The sequence below is a fragment of the Collimonas sp. genome (assembly GCF_035566375.1).
Lineage (GTDB): Bacteria > Pseudomonadota > Gammaproteobacteria > Burkholderiales > Burkholderiaceae_D > Collimonas.
On sequence record NZ_DATMRK010000012.1, the window covers coordinates 137,627 to 159,862 of the forward strand.

Here is a 22,236-nt window from a genome sequence, read left to right on the forward strand (position 1 = left end):
TTACATAAAAATCATCTGTAGCCTACTGGCAAAAAAGCGCCGCAAGCCCACGTATGATTGAATTTTTAAATGCGTCAAAAATTAGCCCTATATTTTAACCTAATTTTGAGAATCTCTTAAGCTACTGTTTTGGCAAACTTCAGTAAATTGGATGCCAGGTCACCATTTGCCAACATTTGCTGCTGCCAATCCGTGGCCATGATGGCAATTTTTGGCAGATCGGCTTCGAATTGCAGCCATAGCGCAGCCCAGTCCACTGCTTGCGCATCTTCTTTTGTGGCTTCATTCCAGCTCAAGGAGAATTCGGCCAGGCTCTCCGTCGTGGCCGCATAGCGCTGCAAAAATGCATTCAATTTAACGTGATGCAAGTCTTCGTCTTGTGGATAGATATGCCAGATAAAGGGCCGGCCGGCCCACTGCGCGCGGACGAAGGAATCCTCGCCTCGCACGAAATTGAGGTCGCACGCCCACAATAGCTTGTCATAGTCCGGCTGCGGAATGAAAGGCAGCACTCGCACGGTCAATGCACCGCGGCTGGCGCTGGCCCCGGCTTGCGCGGTTTGTCCAAGAAATGCTTCGACTGCATCGGCGGCAACGCCTTCCGGCACCAGGCAGGTAATCGCTTTGCCGCCGTTTTGCCATGCCTTGAACAGGGCCGGCGCCGGCGCCTGCGGGTAGCAGAACAAGGAAATCTTTGTGGATGCCATTTCTGACGGCGTGACGCCAAACCGGCCGAGAAAAGCCGTGATTGCAGCTTGGTCATGCTGGAATGCCTGGCGCTGTTGCAGCAAGCCCGATTCCAGCAGCAGGCCACCGGTTTTGCTGGTGAAGCCAGGAAAGAAGAAATATTTTGTCAAAGATCGCGATTGCGGCGACGGCAGTGCGTGACAACCTTCTACCCATGCTTCCGCGCTCAGCCCTTCCAGATTCAGCCACACAGGATGCGGTACGCGCTCCGCCATCGCTGCAATATAGGCCGGCGGTATGTTGCAAGCAAAAAACTCGATCACGATATCGGCCACATCGCTGGCAGTAAACACACCATTTTGATCAGGCCAATGGCGCACCGTCACAGTGCCAATTTGTTGTACTTCAAGGTCGATAGCGACTTCCGGGCAAATCCGCTGAAAACTCTGCAAATCGTCCACCCACAAAGTGACGGCAATGCCATGTTCCTGTTCCAGTTGCCTTGCCAGACGCCAGCAGATCCCGATGTCGCCATAGTTGTCTACGACTTTGCAAAACAATGCCAGCGACGTTGTCTGGTGGTTTCGCGGATGCATTGTTGGATGGTCCAAGATTCAAATTCCAATAGTAATTGACACTTTTTATTGCCAGGCAGTTTTGCATTTGGCCGTGTAATGTAATAATGCCAGCCCCGTATGATACTGGACGATGAAAGATGACCGATGTGCGCGACCTGATTGCCAATCTGACGCTGGCAGTAATCGATTTGGCAGGGGCTGTGGCGCAAATAGCGGAAACCATGCCGGAGCATACCCAGGCGCAAATCAATGATTCGCTGAATGTGGCGGTCACCAAGCTGGAGCAGGTGGCCATCGCCATCAGCGCCGGTGATGGCGATGATGGCAGTGTGGATGGGGCTGTGGCAGAGGCGGGAACTGAAACCGAAGTTAAAGCTGAAGCGTAAAGCGGCTAAGCAGCTCGGCCGAAGCTGGCGTTTTCCAGCAAATGGCGGGCGATGATTCGGTGAAATGGCATGATGGCAGTCAGGTAAGTTCGTCCCAAAAGATTATGGGTTTTGACCACCGTGGTGAGCGTCACCTGGGCGCCGCTGATACTGTCTGGCGTCACCGTCACGCTGACCCTGAAATCCAAATGCTTGTCGTCGAATCCCAGCACCACTTGCTGCTGTGATTGCGAGACGATAGGAAAAGCGCCAACGTATTGCGATCCGCTCGGATCGTCTCGCACCATTGCCGCCGTTTTCAATTGAAACGGCCGCACCAGCCGGTCGCGCGCCGCCATCAGCTGTTTGATCCAGCCGGCTGGATTGCTGAGGATAGCGTCGGCCGCCTGGCGCGCGTCCAGCTCCGGAATTCCGGTCTGGACCCGGAAAGCGTCGACAAAATCATGGCCGGGCAATAGCGACCGGCAATCGATGCTCGGCGCTACCGGGATTGCCGCTACAGTCGCTGCGCCGCTCATTTTTTGCCACTCCTGGCCCGCTCATGCTCTGCCGCAGCGCTTTCAAAGCGCTCACGGGTGGTTTCTTCGTCGCGGCTGCCGAAGGCGTAATTCGCCTCTAGCCACATGACGTTGATGATGCCGAAAGCCAGCGCCAGGCCGACTCCTAGAATCCATGCGAAGTACCACATAATTTTCTCCTGTATTCCGGTTAGCCGGTTAGCCGGTTAGTAAGCGGTGTGCTCGTTGTTTTCAATATGCTTCAGGGTGACTTTGCCGCGCATCACCCGATAGACCCAAGTGGTATACAGCATGATGATAGGCAGCATGATGACCACCACCCAGAACATGATGCCCAGCGTCTTGTGGCTCGATACCGCATCCCAGATCGTCAGGCTGCTGTTGGGATCTAGCGACGAGGGCATGATGAACGGGAACAAGGAGGCGCCGGCCGTCAGGATGACGCCAGTCACGCTGAAGCCGCTGGCCAGGAACGCCGCCATTGCCTTATTTGTAGCGCTGAACACTACGCACAGCAGCGCAGCGGCGACGGTGACGGCCGGTAAGGCCCAGATGGCAGGCCAGCGCGCATAGTTGTCGAACCAGGCGCCGTTGGCCGTTACCACGGTTTTGACGATCGGCATGAAGGCGCTATTCGGATCCGGCATGCCGGTGATGCGATAGCCGTGGATGCCGAAGGCGACCCAGAAACCGCCAGCGACGAACAGCAGCACAGTCGCCAGGCCGGCAATCTTGGCTACGCTGCGGGCCCGTTGCGCAATCATCGCATCGGTCTTGACTTGCAGGTAAGCCGCACCATGCATCAGCAGCATGGCAACGCTCAGCAAACCGGCCAGCAGCCCGAACGGATTCAGCAGTTGAAAAAAGTTGCCGGTATATTCAACCCGCATGGTGTCGTCATAGTGGAAAGGCACGCCGAGGAACAGGTTGCCGAACGCTACACCGAAAATCAGCGGCGGTACGAAGCCGCCGGCGAACAGTCCCCAGTCCCAGGCATTACGCCAGCGGGTGTCGGCCACCTTGCTGCGGTAGTCGAAGCCGACCGGGCGGAAGAATAGCGAAAACAGCAGCAGCATCAGCGCCACATAAAACCCGGAAAATGCGGCGCCGTAGACCAGCGGCCAGGCAGCGAAAATCGCACCGCCGGCAGTGATGAACCAGGTTTGGTTGCCTTCCCATGTGCTACCGATCGAGTTGATGATGACGCGGCGCTCGCCGTCCGTTTTGCCGATGAACGGCAGCAGCATGCCGACGCCGAAATCGAAACCGTCGGTCAACGCGAAGCCGATCAGCAATACTCCAACAAAACCCCACCAGATTATTTTTAATGTTTCATAGTCGAAGATCATGGTTTTCCCCTTATGCCTTGGCGGTGTTGTCGTGAGCGACGATTTTCTGGTCTAAGGTTTCCCAGTGGTATTTGCCGGTATGCAGGCTGCTTGGTCCCTGTCTTGCGTACTTCACCATCAATATCATTTCAATGACGAACAGGAAAGTGTAGAAGCCGAGGAAGCCGGCCAGGCTGAAATACAAGCTGCCTGGCTGCAAGGTCGAGGCCGACAGGTGGGTCGGCAATATGCCCGAGATGGTCCACGGCTGGCGGCCGTATTCAGCCAGCAGCCAGCCCAGCTCGATCGCTACCCACGGCAATGGAATGCTGTAGACCGCCAGGCGCAGCAGCCAGCGTTGCTTGGCCAGTTGCTTGCGGATCAGGAAGTAGAACGAGCAAGAGAAGATGAACAGGAACAATAATCCCAGGCCGACCATCAGCCGGAACGACCAGAACATCGGTGCGATTTTGGGGAAGGTGTCGTTGACCGCCATGACGATTTGCTCGGGCGTGGCGTCGATCACGTTCGGCGTGTATTTCTTCAGCAGCAAACCGTAGCCGAGATCGTGTTTCAGGCGGTCGAATTCGGCCACCGCTTGCGGCGATTTGTCGCCGGATTTGAGGCGGGTCAGGGCGGCATACGCCAGCATGCCGTTACGGATGCGTACTTCATGCTCTTTTTTCAGGTCGTGTATGCCGGCAACTTGCTTGTCCGCCGAACGGGTGCCGATCAAGCCCAGCACGTAGGGAATCTTGATTGCGTAGTCGGTGCGCTGTTCCTTCTCGTTGGGCCAGCCGATCACGGTGATGCCAGCCGGCGCCGGCTCGGTATGCCACTCGGCTTCCATGGCCGCCAGTTTGACCTTGTTGACTTCGCCGGCGGTATAACCGGATTCGTCGCCCAGCACGATCACCGATAACACCGAGGCCAGGCCGAAGCCGGCGGCAATCGCAAACGAGCGCAAGGCAAATGCGGTGTCGCGCCCTTTCAACAGGTAGTAGGCGGAGATGCCGAGCACGAACATGGAAGCGGCTACGTAACCGGCCGACAAGGTGTGGACAAACTTGACCTGGGCCACCGGATTGAAGATGACGTCGACGATGCTGGTCAGCTCCATGCGCATGGTTTCATAGTTGAACTCGGCGCCGACCGGATTGTTCATCCAGCCGTTGGCGATCAGGATCCACAGCGCCGACAGGCTGGAGCCGAACGCCACCAGGAAGGTAACCAGCAGATGCTGGACCCGCGACAAGCGATCCCAGCCAAAGAAGAACAGGCCGACAAAAGTGGATTCGAGGAAGAACGCCATCATGCCCTCGATCGCCAGCGGCGTGCCGAAGATATCGCCGACGTAGTGCGAGTAGTAAGACCAGTTGGTGCCGAACTGGAATTCCAACGTGATGCCGGTGGCAATCCCCATGGCGAAGTTGATGCCGAACAATTTTCCCCAGAAACGGGTCATGTCTTTATAGATCGGGCTGCCGGTCATCACATAGACCGACTCCATGATGACCAGGATCCAGGCCAACCCGAGGGTCAGCGGTACGAACAGAAAATGGAACATCGCGGTCGCTGCAAACTGCAGGCGAGATAACGCGACGACTTCGTCAATAGGAATCATTGCTGGGTCTCCGAGGTAGAGGGATGGGAGGGGAGTACGGCCGGAGGCTGGCTCAGGAAATGCTGTTCGACCAGTGCGGTCGGCATGCGCATTTTCTTGGTTTGCGGCTCAGAGAAGAAGGCTTTCCATAGCAGCATCAAGAGGGCAATCTTGACGATCAGGATCAGCGTGATCTCGATCGCCAGCGGCAAACGCGTGAAGCCTTTTTTTGCGGAGAAAGACTGCATACTTCTAATCCTTTGGGTGAACTGCCAGTTGCACATCAGGGTGATCGTTATGGGTTTTGCTGCTGGAGGAGCTGCCGCGGAATTTGTCGCGCACATCCAGCAGTTTCTTGACCTTGGAGCCCATCTTCATCAACGACGCCAGGGTTTCCGGCGACAGGCGTTGCACATCGTCGAACCAGGAACTGGACAGCTCGATCAGGTTGTACATCTCGCGCATGCGTTGTTGCGCCTGCTTATCGATGTCGTTCGCGGGATTTTCCAGCAATGCATCGCGCAGCATCGACAAGGTCGGCTCGATCTCGCGCCGGCGGCGTTCTTCCAGCAGGGTCTTGAAAATGTCCCAGATATCCTTGGGCGGTTCGAAATATTCGCGGCGGTCGCCAGGCTGATGCAGCAGCTTGACCAGGCGCCAGGATTGCAATTCTTTCAAGCCCATGCTGACATTCGAGCGTGAAAAAGTGAGGTAATCGGCAATCTGATCGGCGTTGAGCGGCTGACCCAGCACGTAAAGCAATGCATAAATCTGGCCAACAGTGCGATTGATGCCCCAGCGGCTGCCCATTTCACCGAAGTGCGAGATGAAGCGCTGGGTGAGTGGCGTAAGGGGGGTAAGCGGACTGCCCGCGCTAGGGACATTGCCAGAAGGAGTGGAAGGCATCATGTTTTGAATTTTCAGTAATTACTGAAATGTAAGGCAAAACAGAAATATAGGACAAAACTGGAAATATTGCAAGACTGTTGCTATGGGGCAATTGAATAATAGTGCAATTAAATGAATTGGTGTTGCTCAGGCAACTAAATCGATGTTGCATCGCACGATGAGCCTTGAGCCGTTATAATTTCGAGCTGAGAAGGTTTCTGCAGCAAATTTTTATTATTGACGAGAGCACACCATGAGTCTGAATCAAGTATCGGCCGGGCGCGATTTGCCAAACGATTTCAACGTCATCATCGAAATCCCGATGAATGCCGATCCGATCAAGTATGAAGTCGACAAAGAATCCGGCGCGATTTTTGTTGACCGTTTCATGGGTACTGCAATGCATTACCCTTGCAACTACGGTTATATCCCGCAAACCTTGTCGGAAGACGGCGATCCGGTCGACGTGCTGGTGATTACCCCGTTCCCGCTGTTCCCTGGCGTGGTAGTGCGTTGCCGTCCGATCGGCGTGTTGAAGATGTCGGACGAAGCCGGCCAGGACGCCAAGTTGCTGGCGGTGCCGGTCGACAAGGTGCTGAGCATCTACACCCACTGGCAAAAGCCGGAAGACATGAATGAACTGCGCCTGAAGCAGATCCAGCATTTCTTCGAGCACTACAAGGATCTGGAAAAGGGCAAATGGGTCAAGATCGACGGCTGGTTCGGTCCGGATGAAGCGCGCCAGGAAATCCTGTCGGGCGTAGAAGCTTATAAAAAATCTATCGCGGCGTAATTCCGCGAAGCGGATTGGTTTCTTGAAAAAGCGCACTTCGGTGCGCTTTTTTATTAGCGTGGCGCTTTTACCAACAGCATCAAACGGCCGCCGAACTGATTCAGCAGCAAACCGCACAGCACCAGCAACCCAGCCATGATTTTCCATGGCTGCAGCGCTTCGCCCAATACCAAGGCTGCGCTCAGCATGCCGGCTACCGGCACCAGCAGCGAGAACGGGGCGACGGTGGCGGCCGGATATTTACGCATCAGGGTCGACCAGATGGCGAAACCGAGGATGGTGGTCGGGTAAGACTGGAACAACACAGCGCCACCCGAGACCCAGTTGAAACGGCTGGCCGCATCCTGCCAGGCGGCGGGGCCTTCGAGCAGCAGCGAAGCCAGCAGCAAACCAGGAGCCGCTAGCAGCGAACCCCACACCACCAGCGCCAGCGGATTGACCTTGCCGATTTTCTTGGTGACGATATTGGCGGCAGCCCAGCTGAGGCCGGCACCGACCACCAGCACGAAGCCGGCGACAGTTGCTGCGCCGTCCAGATGCGCGGCCACCAGGCCCATGCCGGCAAACGCAATCACGGCGCCGAAAATCTGTGCGGCGCGCGGACGTTCGCCCAGGATGAGGACGGCCAGCCCGACCGTGAAGAAGACCTGCAACTGCATCACCAGCGACGCCAGGCCCGGTGCAAATCCGAGTTTGATGCCATAGAACAGCAAAGAAAACTGGCCGGCGAACTGCAAACCGCCATACGCAATCAGCAAGCGCCACGGAATCGCCGGCCGTTTGATGAAAAATACCAAGGGTAGCGCGGCAAAGACAAAACGCAGGGCGCAAAACAGGATGGGCGGCAAACCTTGCAAGCCGATCTTGATCACGACGAAATTGAAACCCCAGAGGGAGACAGTCAGTATTGCCAGCAAAATGTCGGTGGGTTGCATGTCGGAGTGCTCCGCAAGGGAAGGATAAAGAAGGATGAAGCAAGTTTATTGTTTCTATGTGATGATTAAAGCAGCTTTTATAAAATCATTGTTTCCCTATAAAAAATATGATCGATTTGCAAAGAATGGTGGCGTTTGCCGCGGTGGCGGATCACGGCAGCTTTTCGATTGCAGCAGCGCGGCTGCAAGTGTCGAATTCGCACATCAGCAAACAGATCAGCGCGCTGGAGCGTGAGTTGCGGGTGCGCTTGTTGCAGCGGACCACGCGCAGCCTCAGCCTGACCGAGGCCGGCGAGGTGTTTTACCGGCGTTGCAAGGCCATCTTGTCGGACGTGGCGGAGGCGGAACAGGAGGTGTTGCGCCGCCAGGATTCGCCGCAAGGCATATTGCGGGTGACAGGGCCGGCCAATTTTTCCAACGTCTGCCTGCCGGATATCGTTTGCAATTTCATGCAGCAGCATCCGGATATCAAACTGGAGCTGACGCTGTCCGACCAGTTCCTCGATCTGGCCGAGCGCGGCATCGATGTGGCGTTGCGCATCGCCACCACGCCGCCGGAAAACGTCCACGCACGTTTGCTGTATCAGATCGACTGGAGCGTGGTTGGCAGCGCCGAGTATTTCGCCACGCGCCGCCAGCCGCAGACATTGGCCGAATTGCCGGCCTATGACTGCCTGGCCGACAATGTGATGTCGGCCAAGGATGTCTGGCAATTCGAGGAACTCGGCGGCAAGCAGCCGCAACGCCATGAAATCAGGATCGATCCGCACGTCAACTGCAATAACAGCGTCTGGCTGCGTGAATGCGTGCTGCGCGGGATGGGCATAGGTTTGCTGCCGGATTACATGATAGGCGCCGACCTGGCGCAAAAGAAGCTGATCAAATTGCTGCCGCAATACGCGCCCTTGCCGCGCCGCCGCCTGTACGGCATCTATTTACCGAACCGTTACCTCTCGTCCAAGGTCAGGCTGTTTCTTGAGGCGGTGGAGCAGGGATTAAATCGCAGCGTTTGAAGCGGCCGCTCTGAGCCGCCTCATGCCCTGGCCTTCAACGCCCGCAACAGGCGGACGCCGAATTGATTCAAGGCGAGGCCGCCCAGCACCAACGCGCCGGCGACGATTTTCCACCATTGCAGCGATTCACCCAGCAGGATGGCGGCGCTCAACATGCCCACCAGCGGCACCAGCAGCGAGAACGGCGCGACCGTGGCGGCCGGATATTTGCGCATCAGGATGGTCCAGATGCCGTAGCCGATAATGGTATTCGGATAGGACTGATAAAACACTGCGGCTGCCGAGACCCAGCCGAAGTGCGTGAAGGCAGTGTGCCAGGCAGCCGGTCCTTCGAGCACGGCCGAAGCCAGCAGCAAAGGCGGCGCCGCCATCAGCGAACCCCAGGCCATCAGCGCCAACGGATTCAGCTTGCCCATTTTCTTGGTGACGATATTCGCGCTGGCCCAACTGAGGCCAGCGCCGATGACCAGCAGAAAACCGACAACGGTGGCCTTCGCTTCCAGATGGGTGGCGACCAGCAGCATGCCGGCCAGCGCCACCAGTGCTCCCAATAATTGCGTCACCAGCGGCCGTTCGCCCAGCAGCAGCACCGCCAAGCCGATCGTGAAAAATGCCTGCAACTGAATCACCAGCGACGCCAGGCCGGCCCCTAGCCCTAATTGCATGCCGGAGAACAGCAAGGAAAACTGCAGCGCGAACTGGAACAGGCCGAAGCCGATCAGCAAGCGCCAGGGAATCGCCGGCCGCTTGATGAAAAAGACCAGCGGCAGCGCAGCAAACACGAAACGCAGCGCCGAAAACAGCAGCGGCGGCAAACCTGCCAGGCCGATCTTGATCACTACAAAATTCAAACCCCAGATCGTGACAGTCAACAAGGCTAGCAAGATATGGGTGGGTTGCATGGAGGTTCTTTATGTGGAGTCGGGCCGCTAAGACGAAGCTGATCGAAACGGATGTTTGTGCATCGGGTGGCTCGGATGTCGTGGCCGACAATGGTATTTGGATCGGGCTGATACAGCAAGTGCCAGTACCGCCGTTACCGATGTCAGGCTAAATAAGCAACTTATATGACAACAGACAACATGAGATGATAACTCTCAACGCAGTCAGATAGCGCTGCAAGTCAAGCATCCATGCCGATCATTCGATACGGATAGTGGTCTCGAAATAAGAAGCACTGCTTTATCTTTTTTTTTTGAAGAGTATTTTCAAACAAATCTTGCGAGGCGATATTTTTGGTTGTACGATGACCGACATCTAATTTTACCGGCATACCTACTTAAATATCTCGAATAGGCGCTAAGTTCAGCGCCAGGATTAACACCAACGTTTGGAACTGGAGACAAGCATGTCGAACATAAGCAATCCTCTAGCTGTCAATGAAACACCTCGCATCGTTTCCTTGCAGGTAATACCCGTCGCGGGCCGAGACAGCATGCTGCTTAACCTGAGCGGCGCTCACGGACCTTACTTTACCCGCAACATCGTCATTCTTACCGACAGTTCTGGTAATACGGGCGTTGGCGAAGTGCCTGGGGGCGAGAAAATCAGGCAGGCATTGGTCGATGCGCGACAGTTGGTGGTCGGCCAGTCTATCGGCGATTACAACAATATCCTTAACCAGGCGCGCCAAGCCTTCCAGGGCAGGGATGCCGGCGGCCGCGGTTTGCAAACCTTCGATTTGCGTATTGCAGTACACGCTGTCACGGCACTGGAAGCAGCGCTGCTTGATCTGCTGGGTAAGTTCTTGCAGGTGCCTGTAGCAGCGCTACTGGGCGAGGGGCAGCAGCGCGACGCAGTAGAAATGCTGGGTTACCTGTTCTACATCGGTGATCGTAAAAACACGGACTTGCCGTATGCCTCAGCCGGCGACGAAGCTGATGACTGGCTACGTCTGCGTCATGAGGCGGCCATGACCCCTGAGGCTATTGTCCGCTTAGCACGCGCCGCCTATGAGCGATACGGTTTCAACGACTTCAAGCTCAAAGGCGGCGTATTGCGCGGCGACGACGAAATGGAAGCCGTGACTGCTCTCTCGGAGCAGTTCCCCGAAGCTCGCATTACGCTGGATCCCAATGGCGGCTGGTTGCTTAAGGATGCGATCCGCCTATGCCGTGACAAGCGCGACGTGCTGGCCTATGCGGAAGATCCGTGCGGAGCGGAAAACGGCTATTCCGGTCGCGAAGTAATGGCGGAATTCCGTCGCGCCACCGGTCTGCTGACGGCGACAAATATGATCGCCACCGACTGGCGCGAGATGCGCCATGCGATTCAATTGCAGTCGGTCGATATTCCCTTGGCCGACCCGCATTTCTGGACTATGCAAGGTTCTGTGCGCGTAGCGCAAATGTGCAACGAATGGGATTTGACATGGGGTTCTCACTCGAATAACCACTTCGATATTTCTCTGGCGATGTTTACCCATGTCGCTGCGGCCGCACCGGGAAAAATCACCGCGATAGACACCCACTGGATCTGGCAAGACGGGCAGCGACTGACAAAAGAGCCCTTGAAGATAGAAGGTGGGCTGGTTCAGGTTCCCAAAAAACCTGGCTTGGGAATCGAGATCGATATGGTTGAGATAGAAGCAGCGCATCAGCTCTATCGAAACATGGGACTAGGTGCGCGAGACGATGCGATAGCGATGCAATATCTCATTCCAGGCTGGAAATTCAATAACAAAATGCCTTGCATGGTCCGCTAAAAAAATAACAGTTCCGGCAAATCGAATCCAAGGAGACAGCAACATGAGTACACTTCTATCAGCTGACGCTGAAGGTGATGTCGCAACTAATAGGAATGTCCGAAGCGAATTGGAGGTTGCGATCAGCAAAGTGAAATGGCGGATATTGCCTTTATTCGTCGTCATGTTCATCGCAAACTACATAGATCGCGTCAATATCGGCTTCGTCCGTTCCCATTTACAAACCGACCTTGGCATAGGCGCTGCGGCATTCGGACTCGGAGCCGGCCTGTTTTTTGTGGCCTATGCGGTATTTGAAGTGCCTTCGAATATCTTGCAACAGCGTTTTGGCGCCAAGGCCTGGCTGACTCGCATCATGTTCACATGGGGCGTCGTGGCTACGGGAATGGCGTTCATTAGCGGTGAAACATCGTTCTATGTAATGCGCCTGTTGCTGGGAGTTGCAGAAGCCGGCTTCTTTCCAGGCGTAGTGTATTACTTTACCCAGTGGCTGCCGAACGGTGAACGTGGGAAAGCAATGGCGATTTTTCTGAGCGGGTCGGCTTTGGCGTCGGTGATTTCCGGCCCGCTTTCCGGCGCACTGCTACAGATCGAAGGCGGCGGATTTCACGGCTGGCAATGGATGTTTATTATCGAAGGCCTGGCATCGATTGTCTTGTGCCTGGTAGTCTGGTTTAGACTTGATTCCCATCCACGTGACGCGAAATGGCTGACCGACTCCGAGCGCAAGGTGTTGGCGGACGTTATCGATGCCGAACAAAAAGAACGTGAAGCCAGCCGGCCAAAGCATGTGAGTTCACTGTCATTGCTCAAAGATGGCCGCATCGCGCTTTTCTGTTTCATCTATTTTGCGATCCAACTTACCATCTATGGCGCGACGTTCTGGCTTCCAAGCATCATCAAGAAAATGGGGCATTTCAGCGATTTTCAGATCGGCTTGTTCAACTCCATACCTTGGCTGATCTCTATCGTTGCAATGTACATTTTCGCCTCTCTGGCGGCGCGCTTCAAGCATCAGCAGATGTGGGTGGCCGTAGCCCTGATTGTCGCGGCCTGCGGGATGTTCATGTCAACCACCAGCGGCCCTGTATTTGCGTTTGTGGCGATCTGCTTTGCAGCGATAGGATTCAAGGCCGCTTCCTCGCTTTTTTGGCCCATTCCTCAAGGCTATCTGGACGCCCGGATCGCGGCCGGCGTTATCGCACTGATCAATTCATTGGGAAATTTAGGCGGCTTCGTTGCGCCAGCAACCTTTGGCTATCTGGAGCAAAAAACCGGGTCGATTCAGGGCGGGTTGTATGGCCTGGCTGCAGCATCGATAGTTGCGGCAGCGTTGGTCTTCCTGACCAAAAAAAGGGCGGCGGCAAACTTTCCAGCCCGATCTTGATCATCGGCGATGCCGGCAGCTTGCGTGACTGCCGGCTGTCTGACAAGGGCGCGCTAAAACGGCGCCGATCGAAACGGATTGCGATCATTCAATTCATCCATATAACTATCGATGCCGTCCGCCTCGCGCTCCAGGAAATCGGCTACCGCATCGGCGAAGGCGGGATGCGCCAGCCAATGCGCCGACCAGGTTTTTTGCGGCAAAAAGCCGCGCGCCATCTTGTGTTCGCCCTGGGCGCCGCCTTCAAAGCAGGCGATCTTTTGTTCGATACAGAACTCCAGCGGCTGGTAATAAGCTGTTTCAAAATGCAGGCAAGGCACGAATTCCAGTGCGCCCCAATAACGGCCGTACAGGGTTTGATCGGTATAGATCAACAGCGATGAGGCAATCGGCCGGCCGTCGCGTTCGGCCACGATCAGCAGGATATTCTGCGGCATGCTGGCGCCGATCCTGAGGAAAAAATCCAGGTTCAGATAGGGCGTGGAGCGGTGCGCCGCATAGGTTTGCGCATAACAGCGATTGAAAAATCTCCAGTCCGCCTCGCTCGCATCTTGTCCGCGCACCCGGCGCAAGCGCACGCCGGCGTCGGCTACCTTGCGCCGTTCGGCGAGGATATTCTTGCGTTTCTTGCGTTCCAGCGTATCGAGAAATTCCGTGAAATCGCGATAACCCGGATTCAGCCAGTGGAACTGGACGCCGCTGCGCAGCATGAAGCCGGCTTGTTGCAAGGCGCTGGCTTGGGCCGCGGGCGGATACAGGATGTGGGTGGAAGATGTCTGCGTATCTTTACGCAATGATTTCAATACATCGATCAGCGCCGCCCGCGCCGGCTCGTCGCGCGCCAGCAGACGGCCGCCGGTGACCGGTGTAAAGGGAATCGCCGACAGCAGTTTTGGATAATATTCCAGGCCGTTGCGCTCGTAGGCGTCGGCCCAGGCCCAGTCGAACACGTATTCGCCGTAGGAATGAAACTTGACATACAAGGGCAGGGCCGCGATCAGTCGCGGCTGGTCGTCAGCCTGGTCCCACAGAGTCAGATATTGCGGTTGCCAGCCTGTTTTTTCGGCAGCGCTGCCGCTTTCATGCAAGGCATGCAGAAAGGCAAATGAGAGGAACGGATTGGCGTCGGCTTGCAAGCCTAGCAGTTCGTCCCACGCTGCCTGGCCGATTTCGTTCAAGGATGAAACGATACGCGTGGTGGCCTTGCTTGTCGTCTGGGTTGTCGTCTTATTAATCAAGGACTTGGCTAGCCGTGAATGTGGATGGCGAAAGAGAGGAGTTTAGCACCGTCGTCCGCGCTCTGCCGTTCGCTCTTAGGGGCAAGCCATTAGCGTGCGATAATTGCACTCATCCGTAGAGCGCAGGAAGAATGATGGCAACCACGATGACAACTAATACGTTTCTGAACCTTTATTCCCATGATTTCGCGCGCGTCGCCGTCGCCATCCCGAATTGCCGGATCGCCGACCCGGCCTTTAACGCCGCCGAAACCATCGCGCTGGCCAGGCAGGCAGAGCAGCAAGGCGCCGTGCTGGTGGCGTTTCCGGAGCTGGGTTTGTCCGCCTACACTTGCGACGACCTGTTTCATCAGCGCGCTTTGCTGGATGCCTGCGAAGCAGCATTGGCGACAGTGGTGGCGGCTTCGGCCCAACTGTCGCCGGCCTTGATCGTCGGCTTGCCGTTACGGGTCGAGCATCAGTTGTTCAATTGCGCCGTAGTGATTGCCGGCGGCCGGATCCAGGGCGTGGTGCCGAAGAGTTATCTGCCAAACTACGGCGAGTTTTACGAAATGCGCCAATTCAGCGCCGCTGAAAATACTGCAATCAGCCAGATCCAGTTGTTGGGCGCCAGCGTCCCATTCGGCACTGGATTGCTGTTCGAGGTGAGCAACCTGCCGCTCCTGAGATTCCATGTCGAAATTTGCGAAGACGTATGGGTGCCGATTCCGCCGTCGTCATTTGCCGCACTGGCCGGCGCCAGTGTGCTGGTCAATCTTTCCGCTTCGAATGTGGTGGTGGGAAAAGCCGGCTACCGCCATCAACTGGTGGCGCAGCAATCCGCGCGCTGCCTGTCGGCGTATTTGTATACCTCGGCCGGCAAGGGCGAATCGTCCACCGATCTGGCTTGGGACGGCCAGGGCTTGATTTACGAAAACGGTGAGCTGCTGGCGGAGTCCGAGCGCTTCCTGGACAGTTCGCATCTGATCTTTGGCGATGTCGACCTGGAGCGGCTGTCGCGGGAGCGGATGCGCCAGACTACTTTCGGGCAATCGGTGCGGCGTCATGCCGATGAGGTCGCCAGATTCGAGGTGGTCCGTTTCGAACTGAACTTGCCCTTGGATAAGGCGTTGCCGCTGGCAAGAACGGTCGAACGCTTCCCTTATGTTCCGGCCGATCCCAAACGCCGCGATGAACGCTGCACCGAGGTCTACAACATCCAGGTGCAGGCGCTGGTGCAGCGCTTGTCCGCCAGCAAGATAAGCAAGGTAGTGATCGGCGTCTCGGGTGGCCTCGATTCTACCCATGCCTTGCTGGTGTGCGCTAAAGCGATGGACCGCTTGAAGCTGCCGCGTTCAAATATCCTGGCGTACACCATGCCCGGTTTCGCCACCAGCGATCGTACTCTGCAGCAGGCCAGGCAATTGATGCAGGTAGTCGGCTGCAAGGCGGCGGAAATCGACATCCGTCCGAGTTGCCTGCAGATGTTGAAAGACCTTGGCCATCCTTACGCCGCCGGCCAGGAACAGTTCGACATCACTTTTGAAAACGTCCAGGCCGGCGAACGCACCAACCATCTGTTCCGGCTGGCAAATTTCAATCATGCAATTGTCATCGGCACCGGCGATCTGAGCGAGCTGGCCCTGGGCTGGTGCACTTATGGCGTGGGCGATCACATGTCGCACTATAACGTCAACGCCAGCGTGCCGAAAACCTTGATCAGCCACCTGGTGCGCTGGGTGGCCGAGACCGGCGCCATCGGCTACCTCGGTTCCGACGTGCTGCTGAACGTGCTGAACACCGAGATCAGCCCGGAGTTGGTGCCCGGAAAGGCCGGGGCCGGCAGCCAGCCCGGGCAGATCACGGAAAACGTCATCGGGCCGTATGAATTGCAGGATTTTAATCTGTACTACATCCTGCGCTATGGCTTCGCGCCGTCGAAAGTCGCTTTCCTGGCGTTCTCGGCCTGGCAAGACAAGACTAAAGGCAACTGGCCGCACAACGCCGAGGTGGCCCGCAACCAGTACGATCTGGCGGCGATCAAGCGCAATCTGGCCATCTTCCTCGATCGCTTTTTCAGGACCAGCCAGTTCAAACGCTCCTGTGTGCCGAACGCGCCCAAAGTCGGCAGCGGCGGTTCCTTGTCGCCGCGTGGCGATTGGCGCGCGCCTAGCGATTCGGAAGCGACTGTGTGGCTGAATGATCTGGCGAATATTCCCGACTGAGCGTTGGCCTGATCGAAATAGGAAAATGCGTCGAAAAAAATGTGCGATGTTATGCGTTTAGAGGCACATATTGTTTTACCGTGATAGACAAATAGAGATTTTCATATACTCTCTGGATTGTGCTTTCACTAAGCTGTACGGCCTTTCCGGATGCAGCGCCGCAAAGATTTATGTTTAATGCCTAAAGGAGTTGTCATGAAACAAATTACCGCCGTTATCAAACCCTTCAAGCTGGACGAAGTACGCGAAGCCCTCGCCGAAGTGGGCGTCACTGGCCTGACCGTGACTGAAGTAAAGGGTTTTGGCCGCCAGAAAGGTCATACCGAGCTGTATCGCGGCGCTGAATACGTGGTCGATTTTCTGCCGAAAGTGAAAGTCGAACTGGTGATCGACGATGCCCTGACCGAGCGTGCAGTGGACGCCATCATCAAGGCAGCACGCACCGGCAAGATCGGCGACGGCAAGATTTTCGTGCGCAATATCGAACAGGTGATTCGCATCCGCACCGGCGAAACCGGGCCTGATGCGGTTTAATGCGCGAGTTAATACTGCCTGATACTGTCTGATGCAGTTTTTGTAGCGCACTGATCGCTACTGTTTTCTCCCTTCCTTCCGCCATTCTCTATCTTGGCCGCGGTCCTTCGATGTCATGGATGACTGACCGCGGCGCCAGGCTTATCCTGTTCCTATCGATAGAAACTTAGCGGCGCCGTCGGCGCTGATACATTTCCATCAGCGGTGTCGAGGAAATTCCATGCAGCACAATCGACATCGCCACCACCGTCAGCACCAGCGAAGTGAGGCGCGGCGCCAACGCCGCCGAGTGAAAGCCGGCAGGCGCCAGCCAAGGATATTGCAACGCAAACACCAGGTAATACAGCGAGCCGATCCCCTTGATGCCAAACCACGCCATCAAGCGCCGCTGCAGAGGCGTGACGTCGGCCCGTATCAGCGCCAGCGCAACCGAGAGCGGCCGGATCACAAAAAACAGCAGCAGAGCCAGCAACACGCCTGCCGCGGAAAATCCGACATGCGATAGCAGGATGCCGGCGAGCGTCACCATCACAAATTCAGCGAACTGTTCCAGTTGCTGATTAAAGCCGAGTACGGTTTCCGTCATGTATGCCGAGGCTTTGGCCGGATGGGTGGCAATTTCTTCTTTGCCGCTCACTGGCACGCTATCCACCACTGTCTGGTACTGGGCCACGTCCAGTTCTTGCTGGCCGCTATTGGTCGATTCGATGCGGCGCATCGCCACGCCGGCGGCGAACACCGCCAGAAAGCCAATGCCATGGATGGTCTCGGTAACGCCATAGGCGAGCGCGATCAAGCCGATGCCGAGAAATTCTTCCATCCCCAGCGCCAGCCGGAAACGCCGCCGCAAGCCAACCACCGTGCGTCCTAGCAGCCATCCCATGAGCCAGCCGCCGACCAGCCCGGCGCTGACGCCCCAGGCTACCTGCAGCACTGCATAAGTATCGATGTAAGCGGCGGCAGAAGGCACGCCGAGCAAGGCCAGGCCGAGCATGACAAACGGAAAGGCGGTACCGTCATTCAAGCCGCCCTCGCCGGTGAGGCTATAGCGGATGCGATCGCGATCGCCAACATCCTTTAGCTGTACATCGGACGCCAGCACCGGATCGGTGGGCGCCAGGATCCCGCCCAGCAGAATTGCGGCGCCTGGCGGAAGGCCAAGCATGAACATGCCGGCCAGCGTCAGCAGCGGAATCGTGACCAGCATCGCCAGCACGCCCAGGCGCAGCGGCAGGCGCCAGATCCTGGCGCGGAATGGCATGCGTAATTTCAGGCCGACAGTGAACAAGGACAGCAGCAACGCCATCTTGGCCAACGCTGTCAGTAGTTCGGCGTGCTGGTCGGGCGCGACATTGATCAGGCCGCTTACCGCCGGCCCCAGGATGTAACCTATGGGCAGATAAAACATCGCCGGGCTGACCGGCAAGCGATCCAGCAGCGAGGCCATCAAAGCCATCGACAACAGCAAGACGCCAACGATCAGGTACCAGATGATTGATTGATCGATGGCGACACCTCCTGCACATTCAATGCGACTATCGTTGCCTGCCTTAGTTACTTCGCCGACATGGATGGACGCAGCCGAACACGCTGGCTAAGTGTATCGGCGGATTGCTAAGGCATGGATTCCGTATCGAGTCTGCGCGGATTGCTCGAACCTGACTGTATGCCAACGCACATAAGTGCGGCACCGAACCGACATCGGCTCTGCTCGACAGCAAAATCACTGCTACGGATATCAACTTTTCAGATCGCCGATCTGCATTTGATTTGCATTTTGCAAAGCGAGTCGCACACACAACAAACCGGAGAAAACACATGGATACCTTCAATTTCAATAAAGCATCGATTCGCAACGCACTGATGGCTACCGCGTTTTTTGCTGCATTTGGCGCGAGTTTGAGCATGGGCATGGGCGCTGCGCTGGCCGCCTCCAGCGATGCATCCATGCCGCAAGCACATAGCGACGGCGTCGGCGCCGCAATCACCGACACCGCGATTACCGCCGGCGTGAAAGCCAAGCTGATGGGTGAAGACAGCCTCCGGAAATCCGACGTCAGCGTAACCACTACCAACGGTGTGGTTACGCTCAACGGTAGCACGAGCAGTTCACACGCCAGATCGGTGGCGGAGATGCAAGCCAAGTCGGTCGACGGCGTCAAGAGTGTCGACAATAACCTGAGCACGGCAACCAGCAGTGCCGCGGAAGCTAAAACCAACAAGGCCGTTGCGCAGACCACGCGAACCGTATCCGATAGCTGGATTACCACCAAGGTGAAATCCGAGATTATGGCCAGCAGTCTCACCAAAGGTCTTGATGTAAGCGTAAAGACAAGCCACGGTGTAGTGGTGTTGAGCGGCGCTTTGGCAAACCAGGATGCGGTCGATCACGTGAAGGATATCGCTGCAAAAGTGAAAGGCGTGAAGAGCGTGGATACGTCCGCCATTATTGTCGCCGGCAAGTAACTGCTGCGCCACTGGGAAAAAAGTCTCGCAGTGGCTGAATGATCGCTGTTGCAATCGGTGTTATTTGCGCTAATATACTGTATAAACATACAGTATTAAGTGCAGCCATGTCAGATTATCAAACAAAACGTCCGCCCCAGGTGATCAACTTCCAGCCCGCCGGCATGGCGCGTAAAGGCCGGGGCGCGACCAACAATATGCAAGGCCGCTATGAGAACGATCAGCGTGAGAATTTTGACGATGGCTGGGCTCAGGAAGAGGGTGACGAGGTAGTTGCGCTGCCAACTATCGTCACCGAGGAGCAGGCAAAAACCATCTTGAGCCGCAACGCGTCGCCGGATCTCCCATTCAACGTCTCATTGAACCCCTATCGCGGCTGCGAGCACGGCTGCATTTATTGCTTCGCCCGGCCATCGCATAGCTATCTGGGTTTGTCGCCCGGGCTGGATTTCGAGAGCCGGATTTTTGCCAAGGTCAATGCACCTGAAGTATTGATGAGGGAACTGGCCAAACCTTCCTATCTTCCTGAGCCGATTGCGCTGGGCATCAACACCGACGCCTATCAGCCTTGCGAGCGGGAATTGAAGCTGACCCGGCGCATCTTGCAGGTGTTGCACGATTGCGAACATCCGCTGGCCTTGATTACCAAGTCGTCGCTGATCGAGCGCGATATCGATCTGCTGGCCAGCATGGCGGCCAAACGGCAGGCGGTGGTAGCGGTCACCATCACCACACTTGACGCTGCCATCGCTCGTACCCTGGAGCCGCGCGCGGCAGCGCCGGCGCGGCGTTTGCGCACCATCCGCACGCTGGCGCAGGCGGGCATCCCGGTCAGCGTCAGCATCGCGCCCATGATTCCGTTTATCACCGAACCCGATCTGGAACACGTGATAGAAGCGGCGGCCGAGGCCGGTGCGGTGCGCGCCAGTTACATCGTATTGCGCTTGCCGTGGGAAGTGAATCCATTATTTCAGAACTGGCTCAACGCGCATTTCCCCGAGCGGGCCAAACGGGTGATGAACCGCATCCGCGAGATGCGCGGCGGCGCCGATTACGACGCCGATTTTGCCACCCGCATGCGCGGCGAGGGCGTGTGGGCGGATCTGTTGCGGCAGCGTTTTGAAAAAGCTTTGGTCAGGTTTGGCATGGGACAGCGCGGTTCGTTCGCGACTTTGGATGCGAGCCGTTTCCGGCGGCCGTATGTGCAACCGGAAAAGGATCGGCTGTCAGGTCAGTTGGGTTTGTTTTAGCAGGAGCTAGCTGGCCTTTATGAACCGCTCTGGCCCTTCAACAGCACCAGCAAGGCGCCGGAACCGCCTTCGGCAGCGGTGGCCTGGCAGAAGGCCAGCACTTCTTCCTTCTGCACCAGCCAGTTGCGGACTTTGGATTTCAGCACCGGTTCCTTGTTGACCGAGCCCAGTCCCTTGCCGTGAATGATGCGCACGCAGCGCCAGCCGCGTTTGGCGGCCAGGCGCAGGAATTCGGCCAGGGCCTCGCGTGCTTCTTCGCGCCGCAAGCCATGCAGGTCGAGTTGCTGCTGAATGGTCCAGTGGCCGCGCCGCAGTTTGCGCATGACATCGGGGCCGATGCCGTTGCGGGCGAAGCTGAGCGCCTCGTCGCTATCGAGCAGGGTTTCGATGGTGAAATCGTCCGACAGCGATTCGTGCAGCGCTGCTTGCTCATCCGCCAGATGCTGGCGTGCGATCGGCAGCGGACGTGGTGCGTTGGGAGTGAATTTGGGCGGCACGCTGAGCGGCTTGACGTTACCGATGCTGCTGCGAAAGATATCGGCGTCGCGCTCCGTTTCCTGCTCGCGGCGCTGGCGTTCGGCTGCGGCGGCCTGGCGTGCTTCGTCCTGCGTTTTGAGTTCTTTGCGCAGAGACTTGAGAGCGTTGAAATCCTTGATCGGGCCGGCCATGATGTGTGCGTCTACGAGTTTTGCAGGGTTGTTAATCGGAATCGGAAAGATAGAAAGCTTCCGAGCCCGATTAACAGTGTAACGCTTTAGTCTTCCAGGAAGCGTTGCGCATCCAGTGCCGCCATGCAGCCGGTGCCGGCGCTGGTGATGGCCTGGCGATAGATGTGATCCTGGACGTCGCCGGCAGCGAATACGCCTGGCACGCTGGTGGCGGTGGCCATGCCTTCGAGGCCGGTCTTGGTCTTGATGTAGCCGTTATGCATTTCCAGCTGGCCATCGAAAATGCCGGTGTTCGGTTTGTGGCCGATGGCGATGAAAACGCCGTGCAGCTTGATCGGCGTGATGCTGCCGTCGGCGGTCGACTTGATGTTGATGCCGGTGACGCCGCTGTCGTCACCGGTGACTTCGTCCAGCGTGTGATTGTATTTGATGACGATCTTGCCCTCAGCCACCTTGGCGTTGAGGCGGTCCACCAGGATCGGTTCGGCGCGGAATTTTTCGCGGCGATGGATCAGGGTGACTTTGGTGGCGATGTTGGACAAATACAGCGCTTCTTCGACCGCGGTATTGCCGCCGCCGACCACGGCGACTTCCTGGCCGCGATAGAAGAAACCGTCGCAAGTGGCGCAGGCGGAGACGCCTTTGCCCATGAAGGCTTCTTCCGACGGCAGGCCGAGGTATTGGGCCGAGGCGCCGGTGGCGATGATCAGGGCGTCGCAAGTGTATTCGCCGGAATCGCCGATCAGGCGAAATGGTTTTTCCGATAACTTGGTGGTGTGGATATGGTCGAAAATGATTTCTGTGTTGAATTCTTCTGCGTGTTTGAGCAGGCGTTGCATCAGTTCCGGGCCTTGCACGCCGTGCGGGTCGCCGGGCCAGTTTTCGACATCGGTAGTGGTCATCAGCTGGCCGCCTTGCTCGACGCCGGTAATCAGCACCGGCTTCAGGTTGGCGCGGGCGGCGTAGACAGCGGCGGCGTAACCGGCGGGGCCGGAGCCGAGAATCAAGACATGGGCGTGCTTGGCAGGTTTGGTAGTGGTCATTGTTTGCCTTAGG

Annotated in this window: 22 protein-coding genes; 9 read left to right on the forward strand and 13 right to left on the reverse strand. The window is 56.9% G+C overall.

What is annotated here, in order from left to right:
• Window positions 1-116: 116 nt before the first annotated feature.
• Window positions 117-1,283, reverse strand: a complete 1,167-nt coding sequence (gene earP / locus VNZ60_RS03105) for an elongation factor P maturation arginine rhamnosyltransferase EarP (protein WP_325656955.1) — start codon at window positions 1,281-1,283, stop codon at window positions 117-119.
• 119 nt (window positions 1,284-1,402) lie between these two features.
• On the opposite strand from earP, the gene VNZ60_RS03110 reads away from it, so the two are divergent.
• The gene (locus VNZ60_RS03110) at window positions 1,403-1,651 is read left to right on the forward strand and encodes a hypothetical protein (RefSeq protein ID WP_325656956.1); all 249 of its coding nucleotides are present in this window, start codon (window positions 1,403-1,405) and stop codon (window positions 1,649-1,651) included.
• Window positions 1,652-1,656: 5 nt separating this feature from the next.
• Here the strand turns inward: VNZ60_RS03110 and VNZ60_RS03115 are convergent, their stop codons facing one another.
• From VNZ60_RS03115 to VNZ60_RS03140, 6 genes are read right to left on the reverse strand one after another with little or no spacing between them, the layout of a single operon-like run.
• Window positions 1,657-2,169: a DUF2867 domain-containing protein gene (locus tag VNZ60_RS03115; protein ID WP_325656957.1), complete on the reverse strand. Its 513-nt coding sequence runs from the start codon at window positions 2,167-2,169 to the stop codon at window positions 1,657-1,659.
• Window positions 2,166-2,339, reverse strand: a complete 174-nt coding sequence (gene cydX, locus VNZ60_RS03120; protein ID WP_325656958.1) for a cytochrome bd-I oxidase subunit CydX — start codon at window positions 2,337-2,339, stop codon at window positions 2,166-2,168. The genes VNZ60_RS03115 and cydX overlap by 4 nt, the downstream gene beginning before the upstream one ends.
• 36 nt (window positions 2,340-2,375) lie before the next feature.
• On the reverse strand, window positions 2,376-3,518 hold the full coding sequence (gene cydB, locus VNZ60_RS03125) for a cytochrome d ubiquinol oxidase subunit II (RefSeq protein WP_325656959.1): 1,143 nt from the start codon (window positions 3,516-3,518) through the stop codon (window positions 2,376-2,378).
• Window positions 3,519-3,528: 10 nt separating this feature from the next.
• Complete coding sequence (locus VNZ60_RS03130; RefSeq protein ID WP_325656960.1) at window positions 3,529-5,121, reverse strand: cytochrome ubiquinol oxidase subunit I; 1,593 nt, start codon at window positions 5,119-5,121, stop codon at window positions 3,529-3,531.
• Window positions 5,118-5,348: a cytochrome oxidase putative small subunit CydP gene (gene cydP, locus VNZ60_RS03135; RefSeq protein WP_325656961.1), complete on the reverse strand. Its 231-nt coding sequence runs from the start codon at window positions 5,346-5,348 to the stop codon at window positions 5,118-5,120. Before cydP ends, VNZ60_RS03130 begins: the two co-directional genes overlap by 4 nt.
• A gap of 4 nt (window positions 5,349-5,352) precedes the next feature.
• Entirely contained in the window at window positions 5,353-6,006 is a 654-nt protein-coding gene (locus VNZ60_RS03140) for a GbsR/MarR family transcriptional regulator (protein ID WP_325657032.1), read from the reverse strand.
• Window positions 6,007-6,241: 235 nt separating this feature from the next.
• On the opposite strand from VNZ60_RS03140, the gene ppa reads away from it, so the two are divergent.
• Complete coding sequence (ppa, locus tag VNZ60_RS03145; RefSeq protein WP_325656962.1) at window positions 6,242-6,781, forward strand: inorganic diphosphatase; 540 nt, start codon at window positions 6,242-6,244, stop codon at window positions 6,779-6,781.
• A gap of 53 nt (window positions 6,782-6,834) precedes the next feature.
• Here the strand turns inward: ppa and VNZ60_RS03150 are convergent, their stop codons facing one another.
• Complete coding sequence (locus VNZ60_RS03150; protein WP_325656963.1) at window positions 6,835-7,716, reverse strand: EamA family transporter; 882 nt, start codon at window positions 7,714-7,716, stop codon at window positions 6,835-6,837.
• Window positions 7,717-7,823: 107 nt separating this feature from the next.
• On the opposite strand from VNZ60_RS03150, the gene VNZ60_RS03155 reads away from it, so the two are divergent.
• On the forward strand, window positions 7,824-8,729 hold the full coding sequence (locus tag VNZ60_RS03155) for a LysR family transcriptional regulator (protein WP_325656964.1): 906 nt from the start codon (window positions 7,824-7,826) through the stop codon (window positions 8,727-8,729).
• A 20-nt stretch (window positions 8,730-8,749) separates the two neighbouring features.
• On the opposite strand, the gene VNZ60_RS03160 is transcribed toward VNZ60_RS03155, so the two are convergent.
• Window positions 8,750-9,631, reverse strand: coding sequence for an EamA family transporter (locus VNZ60_RS03160; RefSeq protein ID WP_325656965.1), 882 nt, complete (start codon window positions 9,629-9,631; stop codon window positions 8,750-8,752).
• Window positions 9,632-10,077: 446 nt separating this feature from the next.
• On the opposite strand from VNZ60_RS03160, the gene gudD reads away from it, so the two are divergent.
• Together gudD and VNZ60_RS03170 are read left to right on the forward strand one after the other, a co-directional pair.
• Complete coding sequence (gudD, locus tag VNZ60_RS03165; protein WP_325656966.1) at window positions 10,078-11,433, forward strand: glucarate dehydratase; 1,356 nt, start codon at window positions 10,078-10,080, stop codon at window positions 11,431-11,433.
• A gap of 43 nt (window positions 11,434-11,476) precedes the next feature.
• Window positions 11,477-12,820 carry an MFS transporter gene (locus VNZ60_RS03170; protein ID WP_325656967.1) on the forward strand — a complete coding sequence of 448 codons (1,344 nt, stop codon included), beginning with the start codon at window positions 11,477-11,479 and terminating at the stop codon, window positions 12,818-12,820.
• 53 nt (window positions 12,821-12,873) lie between these two features.
• Here the strand turns inward: VNZ60_RS03170 and VNZ60_RS03175 are convergent, their stop codons facing one another.
• The gene (locus tag VNZ60_RS03175; RefSeq protein WP_325656968.1) at window positions 12,874-14,058 is read right to left on the reverse strand and encodes a GNAT family N-acetyltransferase; all 1,185 of its coding nucleotides are present in this window, start codon (window positions 14,056-14,058) and stop codon (window positions 12,874-12,876) included.
• A 146-nt stretch (window positions 14,059-14,204) separates the two neighbouring features.
• Between VNZ60_RS03175 and VNZ60_RS03180 the strand changes: the two genes are divergently transcribed.
• Window positions 14,205-16,262, forward strand: coding sequence for an NAD(+) synthase (locus VNZ60_RS03180; RefSeq protein ID WP_325656969.1), 2,058 nt, complete (start codon window positions 14,205-14,207; stop codon window positions 16,260-16,262).
• 195 nt (window positions 16,263-16,457) lie between these two features.
• Complete coding sequence (locus tag VNZ60_RS03185; protein WP_038487829.1) at window positions 16,458-16,796, forward strand: P-II family nitrogen regulator; 339 nt, start codon at window positions 16,458-16,460, stop codon at window positions 16,794-16,796.
• Window positions 16,797-16,962: 166 nt separating this feature from the next.
• Here the strand turns inward: VNZ60_RS03185 and VNZ60_RS03190 are convergent, their stop codons facing one another.
• Window positions 16,963-18,252 (reverse strand): cation:proton antiporter, encoded by a 1,290-nt coding sequence (locus VNZ60_RS03190; RefSeq protein WP_414648763.1) that lies wholly within the window; start codon window positions 18,250-18,252, stop codon window positions 16,963-16,965.
• 362 nt (window positions 18,253-18,614) lie between these two features.
• Between VNZ60_RS03190 and VNZ60_RS03195 the strand changes: the two genes are divergently transcribed.
• The gene (locus tag VNZ60_RS03195; protein WP_325656971.1) at window positions 18,615-19,262 is read left to right on the forward strand and encodes a BON domain-containing protein; all 648 of its coding nucleotides are present in this window, start codon (window positions 18,615-18,617) and stop codon (window positions 19,260-19,262) included.
• A 107-nt stretch (window positions 19,263-19,369) separates the two neighbouring features.
• Window positions 19,370-20,512 carry a PA0069 family radical SAM protein gene (locus VNZ60_RS03200; protein ID WP_414648764.1) on the forward strand — a complete coding sequence of 381 codons (1,143 nt, stop codon included), beginning with the start codon at window positions 19,370-19,372 and terminating at the stop codon, window positions 20,510-20,512.
• A 17-nt stretch (window positions 20,513-20,529) separates the two neighbouring features.
• Here the strand turns inward: VNZ60_RS03200 and VNZ60_RS03205 are convergent, their stop codons facing one another.
• Window positions 20,530-21,180, reverse strand: coding sequence for a Smr/MutS family protein (locus tag VNZ60_RS03205; protein WP_325656972.1), 651 nt, complete (start codon window positions 21,178-21,180; stop codon window positions 20,530-20,532).
• A gap of 86 nt (window positions 21,181-21,266) precedes the next feature.
• The gene (gene trxB, locus VNZ60_RS03210) at window positions 21,267-22,223 is read right to left on the reverse strand and encodes a thioredoxin-disulfide reductase (protein WP_325656973.1); all 957 of its coding nucleotides are present in this window, start codon (window positions 22,221-22,223) and stop codon (window positions 21,267-21,269) included.
• Window positions 22,224-22,236 lie beyond the last annotated feature (13 nt).